14 protein-coding genes are annotated in these 14,845 nt (G+C 46.3%); 9 read left to right on the forward strand and 5 right to left on the reverse strand.

Going from position 1 to position 14,845, the window contains the following annotated elements; translation table 11 throughout:
- Window positions 1–33: 33 nt before the first annotated feature.
- Window positions 34–906 (reverse strand): SDR family oxidoreductase, encoded by an 873-nt coding sequence (locus ACMXYO_RS00845; protein ID WP_415886546.1) that lies wholly within the window; start codon window positions 904–906, stop codon window positions 34–36.
- A 53-nt stretch (window positions 907–959) separates the two neighbouring features.
- Between ACMXYO_RS00845 and ACMXYO_RS00850 the strand changes: the two genes are divergently transcribed.
- From ACMXYO_RS00850 to ACMXYO_RS00865, 4 genes are read left to right on the forward strand one after another with little or no spacing between them, the layout of a single operon-like run.
- Window positions 960–1,865 (forward strand): hydrogen peroxide-inducible genes activator, encoded by a 906-nt coding sequence (locus ACMXYO_RS00850; RefSeq protein WP_415883112.1) that lies wholly within the window; start codon window positions 960–962, stop codon window positions 1,863–1,865.
- The gene (gene recG / locus ACMXYO_RS00855; protein WP_415888121.1) at window positions 1,862–3,940 is read left to right on the forward strand and encodes an ATP-dependent DNA helicase RecG; all 2,079 of its coding nucleotides are present in this window, start codon (window positions 1,862–1,864) and stop codon (window positions 3,938–3,940) included. Before ACMXYO_RS00850 ends, recG begins: the two co-directional genes overlap by 4 nt.
- 47 nt (window positions 3,941–3,987) lie before the next feature.
- On the forward strand, window positions 3,988–4,509 hold the full coding sequence (locus tag ACMXYO_RS00860; RefSeq protein ID WP_415886547.1) for a DUF501 domain-containing protein: 522 nt from the start codon (window positions 3,988–3,990) through the stop codon (window positions 4,507–4,509).
- 12 nt (window positions 4,510–4,521) lie between these two features.
- Window positions 4,522–7,353 carry a DUF6701 domain-containing protein gene (locus tag ACMXYO_RS00865; protein WP_415886548.1) on the forward strand — a complete coding sequence of 944 codons (2,832 nt, stop codon included), beginning with the start codon at window positions 4,522–4,524 and terminating at the stop codon, window positions 7,351–7,353.
- A gap of 73 nt (window positions 7,354–7,426) precedes the next feature.
- Here ACMXYO_RS00865 and ACMXYO_RS00870 read toward each other — a convergent pair whose 3' ends face one another.
- Both ACMXYO_RS00870 and coaD read right to left on the reverse strand, forming a co-directional pair.
- Entirely contained in the window at window positions 7,427–7,675 is a 249-nt protein-coding gene (locus ACMXYO_RS00870) for a YfhL family 4Fe-4S dicluster ferredoxin (protein WP_415886549.1), read from the reverse strand.
- Between the two features lie 30 nt (window positions 7,676–7,705).
- A complete protein-coding gene (coaD, locus tag ACMXYO_RS00875; protein ID WP_415886550.1) occupies window positions 7,706–8,185 on the reverse strand; it encodes a pantetheine-phosphate adenylyltransferase in 480 nt (159 codons plus the stop codon).
- 199 nt (window positions 8,186–8,384) lie between these two features.
- Here coaD and ACMXYO_RS00880 point away from each other — a divergent pair, with 199 nt between their 5' ends.
- The gene (locus ACMXYO_RS00880) at window positions 8,385–9,638 is read left to right on the forward strand and encodes a M48 family metallopeptidase (protein ID WP_415886551.1); all 1,254 of its coding nucleotides are present in this window, start codon (window positions 8,385–8,387) and stop codon (window positions 9,636–9,638) included.
- 9 nt (window positions 9,639–9,647) lie between these two features.
- On the opposite strand, the gene rsmD is transcribed toward ACMXYO_RS00880, so the two are convergent.
- Window positions 9,648–10,262: a 16S rRNA (guanine(966)-N(2))-methyltransferase RsmD gene (gene rsmD / locus ACMXYO_RS00885; RefSeq protein ID WP_415886552.1), complete on the reverse strand. Its 615-nt coding sequence runs from the start codon at window positions 10,260–10,262 to the stop codon at window positions 9,648–9,650.
- Window positions 10,263–10,272: 10 nt separating this feature from the next.
- Complete coding sequence (locus ACMXYO_RS00890; protein ID WP_415886553.1) at window positions 10,273–11,466, reverse strand: hypothetical protein; 1,194 nt, start codon at window positions 11,464–11,466, stop codon at window positions 10,273–10,275.
- A gap of 114 nt (window positions 11,467–11,580) precedes the next feature.
- Between ACMXYO_RS00890 and ACMXYO_RS00895 the strand changes: the two genes are divergently transcribed.
- From ACMXYO_RS00895 to ftsX, 4 genes are all read left to right on the forward strand, one after another.
- Window positions 11,581–11,715 (forward strand): hypothetical protein, encoded by a 135-nt coding sequence (locus ACMXYO_RS00895; RefSeq protein ID WP_415883120.1) that lies wholly within the window; start codon window positions 11,581–11,583, stop codon window positions 11,713–11,715.
- A gap of 61 nt (window positions 11,716–11,776) precedes the next feature.
- Window positions 11,777–13,123, forward strand: a complete 1,347-nt coding sequence (ftsY, locus tag ACMXYO_RS00900) for a signal recognition particle-docking protein FtsY (RefSeq protein WP_415886554.1) — start codon at window positions 11,777–11,779, stop codon at window positions 13,121–13,123.
- Between the two features lie 19 nt (window positions 13,124–13,142).
- Window positions 13,143–13,802: a cell division ATP-binding protein FtsE gene (gene ftsE, locus ACMXYO_RS00905; RefSeq protein ID WP_415886555.1), complete on the forward strand. Its 660-nt coding sequence runs from the start codon at window positions 13,143–13,145 to the stop codon at window positions 13,800–13,802.
- Window positions 13,795–14,826, forward strand: coding sequence for a permease-like cell division protein FtsX (gene ftsX / locus ACMXYO_RS00910; RefSeq protein WP_415886556.1), 1,032 nt, complete (start codon window positions 13,795–13,797; stop codon window positions 14,824–14,826). The genes ftsE and ftsX overlap by 8 nt, the downstream gene beginning before the upstream one ends.
- The last annotated feature ends 19 nt before the right edge of the window (window positions 14,827–14,845 follow it).

Below are 14,845 nucleotides of genomic sequence, written 5' to 3' on the forward strand. Positions count from 1 at the left end.
CGATTGTATCAAAAATTGCAGCAATCGTGACTTTTAGTTCGATTTATCGTCTTCTTTTTGATCAAGATCTAATAAATCACTGTAACCTTCAGTATATGAGGGGTATTTGAAAGTATAGCCGGCTTTAAGCAGCTTGTTATTTGAACAGCGCTTACTGCCCGCACGACGTGAAACGGTTTCAGATGTGATCTGACTATTGGTTTTTTTCGCCAACCACGTAGTGATCTCATGCATGGTTACTGGATCGCTATCGCTGGCCAGGTAATAAAAGTCTATAGCTTCGTCGTTAAGAACTTTAGAAATGAGAAAGTTTAAGATACCTGCACAATCATCGCGGTGGATACGGTTGCTAAAATGCTGAGGTTCAGCGGGGGCGATGTCGCCTCTTCTGACACGATTGATTAGATGGTTCCTTCCGGGTCCATAAATACCGCTAAACCGAACCACGGTACCCGGTATGTCAGCGCTTAAAACCTGCTGTTCACCTTTGAGCATGATCTTGCCACTAAAGGATTGAGGTTCGCAGGGACTTGTTTCATCCACCCAATCGCTATCGTTCTGGTGGTATACGCCACTACTGGATGTGAAGAATAGATGTTTGGGTTTGGTGGGTAGTGCTTGTAGGGTGTTTTGTACGCCGGTTACATAGGCTGCTTCGTAACCTGCTTCATCGTGACTGCTTGCCGCTGCTGCGTAGACAAGGATATGACACTCGTCTAAATCCGCCAGAGTTGCTTTTAAACTCTCTAAATTTGTGAGATCAGCGCTTATTCCTTGGATGCCTTGCGGTAGCTGGTTTATATTACGACGTAGGCCAAATACCTTATGCCCTTGATTTAATAACATTTGTCCAAGGGTAGAGCCAACATCGCCGCAGCCGACGATTAGAATAGTTGCTTGTTGCATACAGGTTAAGCCTCCGAAAATCACAGACCTATCATAGCAAAGGATAAGGCCGGATGACCCTTACAGAATTGCGTTACATTGTTACCTTGGCGAGAGAACAGCATTTTGGTCATGCGGCTGAAAAGTGTTTTGTCAGTCAGCCTACCTTGTCTATAGCGGTCAAAAAGCTTGAAGATGAGTTGGGTGTACCACTGTTTGAACGCAGTAAAAACTCGGTTCGCGTCACACCTGTAGGTGATAAAGTGGTGCAACAGGCGCAGCGCGTGCTTGAGCAAGCCGATACCATCAAAGATCTGGCGCTTGAGGGCAAAGATCAGCTGAAAAGCCCACTTCGCGTAGGCGCGATCTACACCATTGGACCTTACTTATTCCCTCATCTGGTTTCTCAGGTGCAAAAGCTTGCGCCTGATATGCCGCTGTATATCGAAGAGAACTTCACTGAGAACCTGCGAGTTAAGATCCGTAACGGTGAGCTGGATGCAATTATCTTAGCGCTGCCATTCCAAGAACCGGATATTCTGACGCGTCCTCTATACGATGAGCATTTCGAAATGCTGATGCCAGTGGGCCACCCTTGGGCGCAGCAGAAAAAGATTAATAGTGAAGATCTACCTAATACCCCGCTGTTGTTATTGGGCGAAGGGCATTGTTTTAGGGATCAGGTATTAGAATCCTGCCCAACGTTGAATCAAGCGATTAATACTCAACATACGATTACCGAGGGTAGCTCTCTAGAGACTATCCGTATGATGGTTGGTTCTGGCTTAGGTTGTTCCGTATTGCCGCAATCCGCTGTATATGGAACGGGTAAATCAGAGATGGTAGTAACACGACCTTTCCAAGAACCAGTTCCAGAACGCACGGTTGGGGTGGCTTGGCGTGCTAGCTTTCCACGTCCGCAAGCGATCGATGTGTTGGTTGAAGCGATTGCCTCTTTTGATCCTGCAGGCGGTAAATAAGTTTGTTGCTTGCTGCGATTCCTGTCACAGAGTTAAAAGGTGTTGGCGCTGCGTTAGAGCAGAAGCTGAATAACCTTGGTATTCAAAATCTACAGGATCTATTGTTTCATCTGCCTCTGCGTTACCAAGATCGCACGCGAATTGTGCCTATGGGGGCGTTATGTCCCGGTGATGAGTGCGTGGTTGAGGGCGAGGTGAAGCTGGCGGATATCAGCAAAGGTCGCCGCCGCAGTTTATTGTGCCGTATTCAAGATGGCACGGGGTCACTAACGCTACGTTTCTTTCATTTCACAGCTGCTCAGAAAAATAACTTAAAACCTGGTACTCGTATTCGCTGCTTTGGTGAAGCACGTACCGGTGCAAATGGTTTGGAGATCGTCCATCCTGAATATAAGCGGGTGGATAACGATGATTTGGTGCCAGTAGAAGAGAACCTAACGCCGATCTATCCAACCACAGAAGGTCTGCATCAGGGACGTTTACGAGCTCTGACTGATCAAGCGCTTAACTATCTGAAAGAGGGTGGCCTGCAAGAGCTTGTGCCTGATCAATTGCGACAAGGCTGGCAGTTCCCAAGTTTGAATGATGCTGTCGCTTATCTTCATCGCCCTCCAGTCGATGTAGACCAGCACCTTTTGTTGGACGGTATGCACCCTGCTCAGCGCCGTTTGGCGTTTGAAGAGCTACTCGCTCATCACCTCTCTTTGTTGAAATTACGTCAAAAAGCACGTCAAAAAGGTGCGCCTGAACTGCCGGGAACAGGACAACTTAAACAAGCCTTTTTAGATCAGCTACCGTTCCCGTTAACTGGCGCGCAACAGCGCGTAGGCAATGAAATCGCCAACGATCTTGCGCAAGCTTATCCTATGCTGCGTTTAGTGCAGGGCGATGTGGGCTCAGGTAAAACGGTCGTGGCGGCATTAGCTGCTTTGCAAACAGTAGAGAGTGGTCTGCAAGCTGCGATTATGGCGCCGACCGAGATTTTGGCCGAGCAGCACTTTATCAACTTCAGTAACTGGCTGGAGTCGCTGGATATCAAAGTTGCGTGGTTGGCAGGTAAGCTCAAAGGAAAGCAAAGACAGACGCAACTAGAAGCGATTAGAACCGGCGAAGCACGGGTTGTTGTCGGGACTCACGCGCTCTTCCAAGAGGAAGTAGTCTTCTCTGATTTAGGACTAGTGGTGATTGATGAGCAGCACCGCTTTGGTGTGCATCAACGGTTGTCACTGCGTGAAAAAGGGCGTAATGGTGAGTTAGCGCCGCATCAATTGATTATGACTGCTACACCGATTCCCCGAACTTTGACCATGAGTGCGTACGCCGATCTGGACTGTTCCATTATCGAAGAACTGCCACCGGGTCGAACACCTGTGAGTACCGTAGTAATCGCTGATAGTCGCCGCGACGAAGTCATTCAGCGGGTACAAAAAGCCTGTGCTGAAAAGCGCCAAGTTTACTGGGTATGTACTCTGATTGAAGAGTCAGAGGCTTTGCAGTGTCAAGCTGCTGAAGTGACTGCTGAAGATTTGAAAGTAGCGTTGCCTGAACTTCGCATAGGTTTAGTGCATGGTCGTATGAAACCGGCTGAAAAAGCTGAAATTATGCAGCAGTTTAAATCCGCTGAATTGGATCTTTTAGTTGCCACTACGGTCATTGAAGTGGGTGTTGATGTTCCTAATGCCAGTGTAATGATCATAGAAAACCCTGAGCGTTTAGGTTTAGCGCAGTTGCATCAGCTACGTGGTCGAGTGGGTCGAGGCTCTGTCGAAAGCTTTTGTGTGCTGATGTATCACGCGCCCTTATCGAATCAAGGACGTGAACGTTTAACCGTGATGCGTGAAACCACCGATGGTTTTAAAATTGCGGAGAAGGATCTACAACTGCGAGGACCGGGTGAAGTGCTAGGGACAAGGCAGACCGGAACGATGCAGTTTAAAATGGCAGACCTGCAACGTGATTCAGATCTGTTAACCCGGGTTAAGATGGTGGCGGGTCAGATGCAAGAGTGGCCTGATTTTGCAGATTCCTTAGTTGAACGTTGGCTTGGCCGTGGTGAAGACTACGGTAATGTATAATGAATAGATTAATCTATTTATTCGCTTGTCACAGATAGAGAGTAGTAGTGTTGATTTCACCAAGTGAAAAGCAGTTAGAAATTATTCGACAGCAGTTAGGTCGAGAGCCTCGTGGGTTAGCGGGTATTGCTGTGCAAAACGATCAAGAGGTTCCACTGGTGTTGCAGATGGATCTTTTGGTTGATGATAAACCTTTCCCAACGCTTTATTGGATGGCCAGTAAAGATATCTATCAAGCCATCGCTGAGATAGAAACGGCTGGTGCGGTTAAAGAGCTGGAACAAGAACTGATCGATAACGAAGCACTGCGTGCTGAACACTTAGCTGATCAGCAGCGTTACGTCGATCTTCGTTGGGCTTCTGCTTCTGAAGAGCAGAAACAGCGTATCGAGGAATTAGGTTTTACACCGCTGTACAGTAAGTATGGGATCGGTGGTATCTCACAGTGGGACAAAATCCGTTGCTTACATATGCAGTATGCTTATCACTTAGCGCAGGGAAGTGCGATTGGCCGGATTTTGGATGAGCGTTATGAATTACATTCAAAAATTGCTTCTGCATTAATTTAGGTAAATATCCTAATGAAGTTCGTTTATAGAATATCCCTGCTAATAGTTGTTCTGCTACAGCCTGTTCTTCTTCATGCCGCAGTATGCCATAGCGATCCGTCAGGGCGAATAAACGAACTTGTGCCCCAAGGTACTGCTGGGCCAATAAAATATGTCGAAACAATTTTGATAGGCTCTGAACCTGTTGACGTTGCTGGTTGGCGCTTATGTACTAATGAGGGAGGGAAAACGCCTTCCTGTGTATCATATGGCGTTGGGAATTTTTTGATTGGTTCCTTCGATAAGTTCTCTTCTCCTGCTGATAATGGCATCACTGTTTATAATCCGGTTGAATATCTTAGTTCGGCGCAGATCTTGAACTCCAATGAGTGGGAAGTCGCACTCATCGATGCAGATGATCTTGTTTTAGATTATGTGCATTTTTGTAAGGATAGTTGTAAGAAAACTCAGTATTGGGACGTACCGGATTCTTGCTCTAATGAACTATCGGGTGGTGGAAGCAATAAGGTCATCTTTGCACGTAAGCCAAATGGTAGTGGGGATTTTGAAGAGGTAGGTGATCCGACTCCTGGATCCAGTAATGATGGTGATGAATCGGATGTGGATCATTATTCTATATTTCACGATGAAACAGGTGTTACCTGCTTAATTGAGAATATCACCATCACCGCCCACGATAGTTCTCATAGCGCTGTCGATGCAGGTAGTGCATCCATGACAATTGCCGCCACATCAGGTAAAGGTAATTGGGTGGGTGCAGTGAGTGGTACATCTGCATTTGATAATGGTAGTGCTGATGATGGCGTAGCAACTTTTACCTTTGCTTCGGGTTCACAAAGTGCTGTATTGCAGTTTGCTCATCCCGTCTTGAGTGGTACGAGCGAGACCTTTGGTTTCAACGTTTCGGATGGCTCTATCACTGAGAATAGTGGTAGTTGGGTAGCAGCTGATGATCCTAATATTACTTTCACCCTCGCTGGCTTCCGTTTTATTGATGGTGCTGGGGCAGAAATCATACCGACTCAGATTGCAGGTAAAGCATCGGATGCAGGTTTTGGAGCTACTAGCCTCTATCTTCAGGCCGTTGAGGCTACTACAGCTGATCCTAGTGTGTGCCAGGCTGCTTTCCCTAATGGAACTACCCTGTCGATTAATCTGGCAGCTCAATGTAATAACCCAACCTCATGTGTTTCGGGGCGTACCTTTAATGTTCAAAGTGGCAGTAACCCCGAGGTAGACCTCAATGCCGGTACACCAGAAACATTTAAATCTGTTGATATGACCTTTGATACCGATTCTAAGGCGCCTTTACGTCTTAACTACAATGATGCTGGTGAGATGCAGTTACAGGCGAGTTATACCGTTCCAGATACAAGTGCGGTAATGATAGGTAATTCGAATCTATTTGTTGTACGTCCATTTGGATTTGGTTTCCCTGAAATAGATGCATCAGGTACGGCTAACTCAGGTGGTGATGAAACTGGAGGTGCTGCGTTTACCTCGGCAGGTAGCGATTTTACTGTTGATATCAATGCATACCTCTATGAGGCCTCAGAAGATGTTGATGTGAACGGTATGCCTGATGGCGATGCCGATGTGACTGATAACGGCATTACACCAAACTTCACTGGTACAGTAAGTCTCAGTGTCGAATCATTTACCCCAGCTGATGGAAGTCCAGGGATATTATCAGGAACAGTTGCCCCTCTCTTAGACACTTATAGTAATCGCAGTGGTGCAGATGTTACCGCAACGCTTAATTACGATGAGGTGGGTAGCATGAACCTAATGGCAAGCTTATCTTCTTATCTTGGCGCTGATGATATCCAGAGTGTGGCGACAAAAATCGGTCGATTTTATCCAGATCACTTTGTGATGAGTGATGATGGTGTGGCGGCGGCTTGTTCTGCTGTAGACAGCTTTACTTACATGCAGGAACCTTTCAAAGCATTTGAGTATAGGGTAGAGGCCAGAGCTCTCAATGGAGAAATAACTGAGAATTACGATTTGGTTCTTTACACCATAGGCACAGGTTCCTTAGTGGTTAAAGCTGAGAATAATGATGATGGTATTGATTTGAGTGATCGGATACTAGTGTCGGAGTCGCTTTCCGGTTGGGAGTCAGGTGTTATTGATCGAACCAGTGCTTCAGATAATGAATTGAAAAATGTGATCTTTACGCGCAATGGCGGAAATGCAGGTCTACCGGATGGCCCCTTTTATGGTTTGCAGCTGGGGCTTGGTATTGAATCAGAACCAGATAGTCGTGACTTTTTGGATAGTTTAAAAAACATGTCGGTTGATAGTTCAGGGGATTGTTCAGACAGTTGTCAGTCCGTTGAGGTGGGTGACCCAGTAACGATAATGTATGGGCGAGTTAGCATTAGCTCAGTACATGGCCCTGAAACACAAGACCTTCCTGTGCCATTTGAAGTTCAGTATTGGGACGGAACGACATTTGTACGTAACACTGATGATAGCTGTACAACTATTCCATTAGCGAATATTAGTTACGATGGCAATCCAATCAGTAGTGCTGTTGCAGATCGAACAGTAACTGTCGGTGATGGTACCACTGTAGGTAATTTAAGAATCAATGGCACGGATAGTGATGCATCAACGGGAGATTTTAGCTTGATCTTCACTGCGCCGGGTGCAGGTTCAGGCGGCAATGATAAGACCGGTTACTTCCCTGTAGGTCTGACCTCGATCGATGATTGGCTACGATACGATTGGGATCAGGATGGTAATGCTAACGACATTAGTGTGCCTGATGCGATTATTACTTTTGGCCGTGCCCGTGGTAATGATCGAATGATCTTTTGGCAGGAACGTTTTCAATAATGCTGGGAAGCTGGAAATGATCCAATAAAAAAGCAGGCTTAGGCCTGCTTTTTTGTAATTCTGAAATACCGGCTTATGAACCAGTCAGAGCCTTATATTTTTCCATAAGCTCTGCTTCAGTTTCTTCGTGATCTGGATCTTTAGGGATACAGTCAACTGGGCAAACTTCAACACACTGAGGAGTATCGTAGTGGCCTACGCACTCAGTACATTTGGATGGTTCAATTTCATAGATTTCGTCACCCGGAGTGATGGCCTCGTTCGGACATTCCGGCTCACATACGTCACAGTTGATACATTCGTCAGTAATGATCAATGCCATGATGACTACCTCACTGTCATAAAAGTAAATTTACAGGCGCTGGTGCTCAATCAGGGCCTTGGACACCGACGGATGAACAAATTTGCTAACATCACCACCCAAGCTGGAGATCTCTCTGATCAGCGTGGAGGAAACGAAAGATAAATGTTCCGCTGGTGTTAAAAATATACTTTCTACGTTTGGTGCTAGATGTCGGTTCATCGCTGCGAGTTGAAACTCGTACTCAAAATCCGAAACTGCACGTAATCCACGTAGAATAATATTTGCGTTCTGTTGCTCTAGTAACTCTGCTAGTAGACAATCAAAGCCGACAATTTCAACATTGTCGAGGTGCGCAGTTACCTCGGCTACCAAAGCTACTCGAGTTTCTAATTCCAGCAGTGGTCGCTTCTTAGGGCTTTCGGCGATAGCAACCACAACTTTATCGAAAAGTTTAGATGCACGCTCAATTAGATCCGAATGACCATTGGTGATTGGATCGAATGTTCCTGGGTATACGGCTGTATTCATATCAGGTTCACAGCAGTTGATGTCTAATTAGTGCCTATATCGCCTAGGCCTAATAAAATAGCAGTTTAGCAAGTGCGGCATATTATCTGAATTGCACGGGCGGTACAAATACTATAATGGAATGGTTTGATTTATATCGGTTATAAGAATTTTATTTTTTATTACCAATAACTATATAGGTTTTAAGGGTATTACAAAGATGTCATGGTTGCGTATTTTCGCTGTATTCACGTTTGCTCTTGGGCTAGCGGGCTGTCAGACCTTACAAAAGGTAGATCGGGGGCTTTATCAAGTCGCTGAATCTGTCAGTGAAAAGGATAGAGTCACAGGGCAGCGCAGCTTGAGTATGGCGAATCGCTCTGCTCAGATTCAGCAAGGTAACGCCTATGTTGAGAAAATTATTGCGAATGAGAAGAAGCATAAAAGGCCAGTAAATGCTGCAGTGAATCGTAGCCAATATCTACGTTTGGTACGTATTTTTGACCGTATTCATCAGATCTCTCATCTCAAAAATGAGCGCTGGGAACCGATCCTGATCAAACGCGACTCTTTTAATGCGTTTACGACAGGGGGTACTTACATAGTTGTGCACTCTAAGTTGATGATAGATCTTAAAGACGATGCTGAACTGGCTGCGGTTGTTGCCCATGAGATTGCGCATACTGTGGCGAACCACGTGTATGAACGCCAGACACATGCTCAGATCAGTGCTTTAGCGGGTTCGAATTCCGCGCGTCGTAGTGGTTACAAAGCGGCCTTTACTCACGAAAGTGAGCGTGAAGCTGATCGTATCGGCATCTTGTACACAGCATTAGCCGGGTATGATCCTCTCGCTGCTAGCCGTATTTGGCAGAGAAAATATGCTGCGGAGGGTAATGCTCGAGCCCTGTTCCATCATGATCACCCTGTAAACGCCGAACGCTATAAAGAGGCTTATAAAGTCGGTAAGGCTGTAATGCCTTATTACCGTAAAGGGCAGATTAACCCTCGTTCGGCGCAGTTGTTAGATAACAATGTGTTATGGCGCAAAAATAACAACGAAGTAGCTGCAGGTGATGGTGGTGGTGTTGCTGCGCTTTTATCTACAGCGCTAGGGGCATATGTTCAGCATCAGGAAGCGAAAGTAGAGGAGCGCCGTCAGCAGGATCAAGCGCGCTTTGTAAAAGCGGTACAGAACGGTTTGAAGTTAGAGTCGTCCCGAAAAGCCGGGAATCATGTGTTAGAAACTCGCTGGCGTTATACGGTGCAAGGGCTGGTTCTGAAGGATATGGTGATGGGGATGTACCTAAAACGTAATGGCAAAATCGAGCGTTATGTTGATCACGTTAAAGGTTATATCAAACCTGGGCAGGTATTTGCTGCCCGCTTTGAATTCCCGAAAGATCTACATGTGAATGATCTGAAAAAATATGAAGCTAGCTTCTATCTAGACGACGTACAGCCAGCTTATTAACTACACTGTCTAGCTATTACGCATATACAAGCGGTAGGTCACTTGGCCTGCCGTTTTTTGCCTATGCTCATGCCAGTGACTAGGTACTTGTGGATGATGTAGTTCTGACTCGCTTTCAACGTAAATAAGAGCGTTTTCTGATAACAGGTTGTGAGCTTCCAGTAATTCACAACATGGTGCGATAAGGTCCTGACGGAAAGGCGGATCGAGGAACACAAGGTCGTAGCGCTGCTCGCAATCAGTTTTTCTGCTTTTGAGCCACTCAAGTACATTGGCTTGAACAACTTCGGCATTTTGACATTTTAAAAGCTGAATATTGTCTTTCAGCTTTCTGGATGTTGTCGGGTTTAGGTCGATAAAGGTCATACTACCTGCACCACGAGATAGGGCTTCCAGCCCAAGAGCACCGCTACCGCTGAATAGATCTAAACACTGCGCTCCCGGCACTGATGATTGAATCCAGTTAAATAAGGTTTCTCTCACTCTGTCAGGGGTAGGACGTAAACCATCGACGGCAAAAAACTCTATCTTTCGACCACGCCATTCACCACCAATAATGCGTAGCTGTGAACGAGGGATGTCTATCTTATTCGCCTGTTTGCGAGGAGGGTTGCGACGGCCCATGGTCTTTCCTTTAAAGCGAGGGGGATTGAAGGATACTGATTTGTTGCTCTGCCTGTAAGGCTTTACGCGCAAGTTTGATTACTTGATCGGTATCTTGATCTAAAACTTGCTCTGCATATGTTTCTAAAGTGTCTTCCGGCAAACGGTAGAATGCTATTAGATTTAGTGCCTGAACTTGGTTGGCTATATCACGCATATTGTCATGCCATTGTGAGGCAAGGTTCTGCTGGCTTTTTTCGACCAGATCCTCAGTAATCATCTGGCTTAACTGAGGCAATACTGGACCTGGATTTTGCACACCATCAATAATCAGCGCACGGTATCCCGTATCACTCAAAGCGGCCCAAAGCATACGGAAATTCAGATTGTATTGTGTTTGTTGTTGACTTAGTAGGTCTTGAAGTACTTGGGCACTTAACCTTTCTTGGATGAAATCTTTCGAGTCTCGCGCAGGAATGAGCGTACCAACCAGTAAGCGAAAACGTTGATCCGTACTTTCACCTTGCTGAATAAATTGAGGGCTGGCTGTAATCAGCGCTGCGCTTTGATCGCTTTGCTGTTGTGGAAGGCTCTCTTCAACTGCTGAAACGAGATCTTCTGCTCCTTCACCACTCAATGCAAAGCGTGGGTTTTGGAACATGACGTTAAAGCTGCGACTTAGGTTGCCCAAAACCGTCATGCGATTGCTTGGCTGTAAGCGCTCATAAAAGTGATTAATGATTTGCTGTTCGCTGTTTTGGCTATCTAGATATTGGCGTGCCTGAATGGTTTTAAGTTGATCTTGCCAGCGGGCGCTCTCGACCGGTTGACTTAGCGCAGTCCAGATCGATTTCAGGTTAGGTAATTCTTGCGTTGAAGACCAGCGAAGCGTAACTTCGATGCGGTCTTGGCGTGGCAGTACATGATAGCTATAAGTCGGGTTAGCCAGTTCATTTAAGCGCTGTTGTAAAATCTGACTTTGAAGCTGCTGAAGTTGGCGCTGAGTCGAGTTAAAAGCTGGGCGTGTAGGTAGCAGTAAAACCAGCGTAATAGGCTGGTCATCTAACTCCATCCAGCTGAGGGTTCTTGCCTTATTTGACTCGATGTCATGGTATTTGACTGCCCCAGGTCCCATAGATGAAAGGATCATAATGGCGATCAAACTGAACCATACGAGGCCGATCAAATATTTACGATTAAACAGGGGACGGTATTCATTTGTCATAAGGGTAGTCTCTGTACCAAATCACTGTGATAAGATACCAGACTTTGTGGGTGGACTGCTGGATTTTATTGGCCATTATCACCCAAATAATATGCCGTATGAGAACGGAAAATCATGCTGAGTTTACAAAAATGGTTTGTTACCGAAGGCTGGAATACTGATTACATCGCTTACGCAGGTGTTGTGATCACCGCATTAGTGCTTGCGGGAATCTATCGCTATTTGAGTAGCGACGACTCAGCTGAATAAATAAGTGCAGAAGTATATCAACCAGTGGCCGAATCATTTGGCGGCTGTATGAGGAAGTTAAATGTTTAAGAAATTAAAATCCATGTTCGGTGGTAGGCCTGCAGAAGAAGAAAAGAATCTGCAGACTCAGGAACAGGATGTTGAGAAGGTTGAAGTTGAGGCCGCAGTGCCTGCGCCTGAACAGCCTGTTGCTGCTGAACCTGCCGTGGCCCCTCAAGAATCAGCGCCCGTAGCTGTTAAAGAAGAAGTTCAGGAAGAGACTCAGGTTGAGCCGCTAGTTGCAGAAGCGGTTGTTGAAACTGCTGAAGTTGTTGAGCCTGCACAAGAATTACAACCAGCGGAAAAAACGTCGCAAACTGTTGTGGAAGCGGAGCCAGAAACGCCAACAGCTGAGCCCGTAGTTGAAGTGGCTGTAGAACCTCAGGCAGAGCCGGAAGTGGAAGCACCAGTTCCAGCGCCTGTAGTAAAGCCTGTTGAAGAGAAACAAGAGAAAAAAGGTTTCTTCTCACGTATTAAATCTGGTTTGAGCAAGACCAAGGCGAACCTAACGGAACAGTTGGGTAACCTTTTTCTTGGTGCGAAAGAGATCGATGATGATCTGTTAGAAGAGATCGAAACCCTTCTATTGATGGCTGATGTTGGTGTTGAAGCGACATCTGACATTATCCAGCGTCTAACCGATAAGGTAGAACGTAAACAGCTAGGCGATGCGCAAGCATTACAAGTGGCACTTAAAGAGGAACTTGCGAGCCTGTTGCACCGTTCTGAAGAGCCGCTACAAGTAGAATGTAACAACAAGCCTTACGTTATCCTGATGGTAGGTGTAAACGGCGTAGGTAAAACAACTACGATTGGTAAGTTGGCGAAACGCTTCCAGAGCGAAGGTAAGTCAGTGATGCTAGCTGCCGGTGATACGTTCCGTGCGGCGGCTGTTGAGCAATTGCAGGTATGGGGTGAGCGTAACGATGTCCCTGTTGTGGCACAGCACACCGGTGCTGACTCTGCATCTGTAATTTATGATGCGGTGCAATCTGCTCAGGCTAAAGGCGTTGATGTATTGATCGCTGATACCGCAGGTCGTCTGCAGAATAAAGACAACCTAATGCAAGAGCTGGAAAAGGTTGTCCGTGTAACGCAGAAGCTATCTCCAGAAGCGCCACATGAAGTGATGTTGGTTCTTGATGCCGGTACTGGTCAAAATGCATTGAGCCAAGCGAAGATCTTTAAAGACAGTGTTGGCGTTACAGGTATCTCCCTAACCAAGCTGGATGGTACTGCTAAAGGTGGTGTGATCTTCGCAATCGCTAAACAGATGGATCTACCAATCCGCTTTATCGGTGTGGGCGAGCAGATTGATGATCTTCGTCCATTCAAATCTCAGGAATTTGTCGACGCGCTTTTTGATTAAGCCGTGAAAGGAATTCCGCATGATTCAGTTTGAGAATGTAAGCAAACGTTACCCCGAAGGGCACGATGCGCTTAGAGACGTAAACTTCACGTTGCAACGTGGCGAGATGGCGTTTCTAACCGGTCATTCGGGCGCAGGTAAAAGTACGTTACTCAAACTGATCATGTTGATGGAGCGCCCTTCTCGAGGCAGTGTCTCTGTGGCGCATCAAAATTTAGCGCAGTTTAGCCGCGAAGATATTCCTTATCACCGCCGTCGTATTGGAGTGGTATTCCAGAACCATCAACTCCTATTTGATCGAACTGTCTTTGAAAATGTAGCGTTGCCGTTACATATCTCTGGTTACGATGAAGAAGATACGGGGCGACGTGTAAGGGCTGCCTTGGATAAGGTTGGCTTACTTCATAAAGAGAAGTTTAATCCGATTACGCTTTCAACCGGTGAGCAGCAACGAATTGGTATCGCCCGTGCGATCGTACATAAACCACAATTGCTACTTGCCGATGAGCCTACCGGTAACCTTGATCCTACGCTATCTGCTGAGATTATGAGTCTGTTTATGGAGTTTAACCGCCATGGCACGACTGTTCTGATCGCCAGTCACGATTTGGCGCTGATCTCACGTATGGGGCATCGAACCTTGACCTTAGATCAAGGGAGGTTGCTGCGCGATGGCTAATCGAGAACCGAAAAGACGTGGTGCTGTTCGTCAGGAACGACCTGTAGAAACTGTAGTACAGTCTCCTGCTCAATCCAAAGGTGCTGCGCGCCATAAGATCGACTTTGCCGCTCAGGCGAAAAGCTGGCTACGTCATAATAAAAAAACGGCACAAGATTCACTGCTGCGCCTAAAAGCGACACCTTTACCGAGTTTAATGACTCTGGCTGTATTGGCGATTGCCTTGGCGTTGCCGGGCGTCATGTTCGTTGGTTTGAAGAATATTAATCATCTAAGCGGCCAGTGGCAGGGTGATCCGCGCATCTCTATCTATCTAAAAACCTCGCTCACTGATGAAGCGGCCGAGCGGTTTAGCCAAAACATGCTGTTGCGATCGGATCTGGCAGCAGTAGAACTCGTCACAAAAGAGCAGGGCTTATTGGAGTTTCAACGGATGTCGGAGTTCGCTGATATCCTTAACTTTCTCGATAACAACCCACTGCCTGCAGTTGTTGTTGTGCAGCCTTTAGATGGACAGAAACAAGCGCTAATAACATTGCAGCAGATCTTATCCGAAATGCCTGAGGTCGATGATGTAGTGTTGGATATGATTTGGGTCGAGCGCTTAGCTTCTTTTGTTGAACTCGCTAACCGTGTTGTTCTAGTGCTGGGTGCTTTGTTGGCTTTGTCTGTATTGCTGGTGGTGGGTAACACCATCCGTTTATCAATAGAAAACCGTAAAGATGAAATCCAGGTCGCAAAATTAGTCGGTGCGACTGATTCCTGGGTGAGACGTCCCTTTATCTATACTGGCTTTTGGTTTGGTTTATTAGGGGCGGTCTTAGCTTGGTTATTTGTCATGATCAGCCTACTACTTCTGAATGAACCTGTAGGGGAGCTAGCGGCGTTATATCAGAGTGATTTTGAGCTTCAGGGCTTAAGTTTTTCGGATAGTCTAATTTTATTGCTGTCTGGAATCTTACTCGGTTTAGTCGGCGCAAAGCTTGCGGTAAGCCGTCACCTTCGCGACATTGAGCCGCAATAAGCGGTCATTTAAACGTCAT

Origin of the sequence: Neptuniibacter sp. QD37_6 (assembly GCF_047778085.1) — a bacterium.
In the GTDB taxonomy this organism is placed as follows: Bacteria; Pseudomonadota; Gammaproteobacteria; order Pseudomonadales; family Balneatricaceae; genus Neptuniibacter.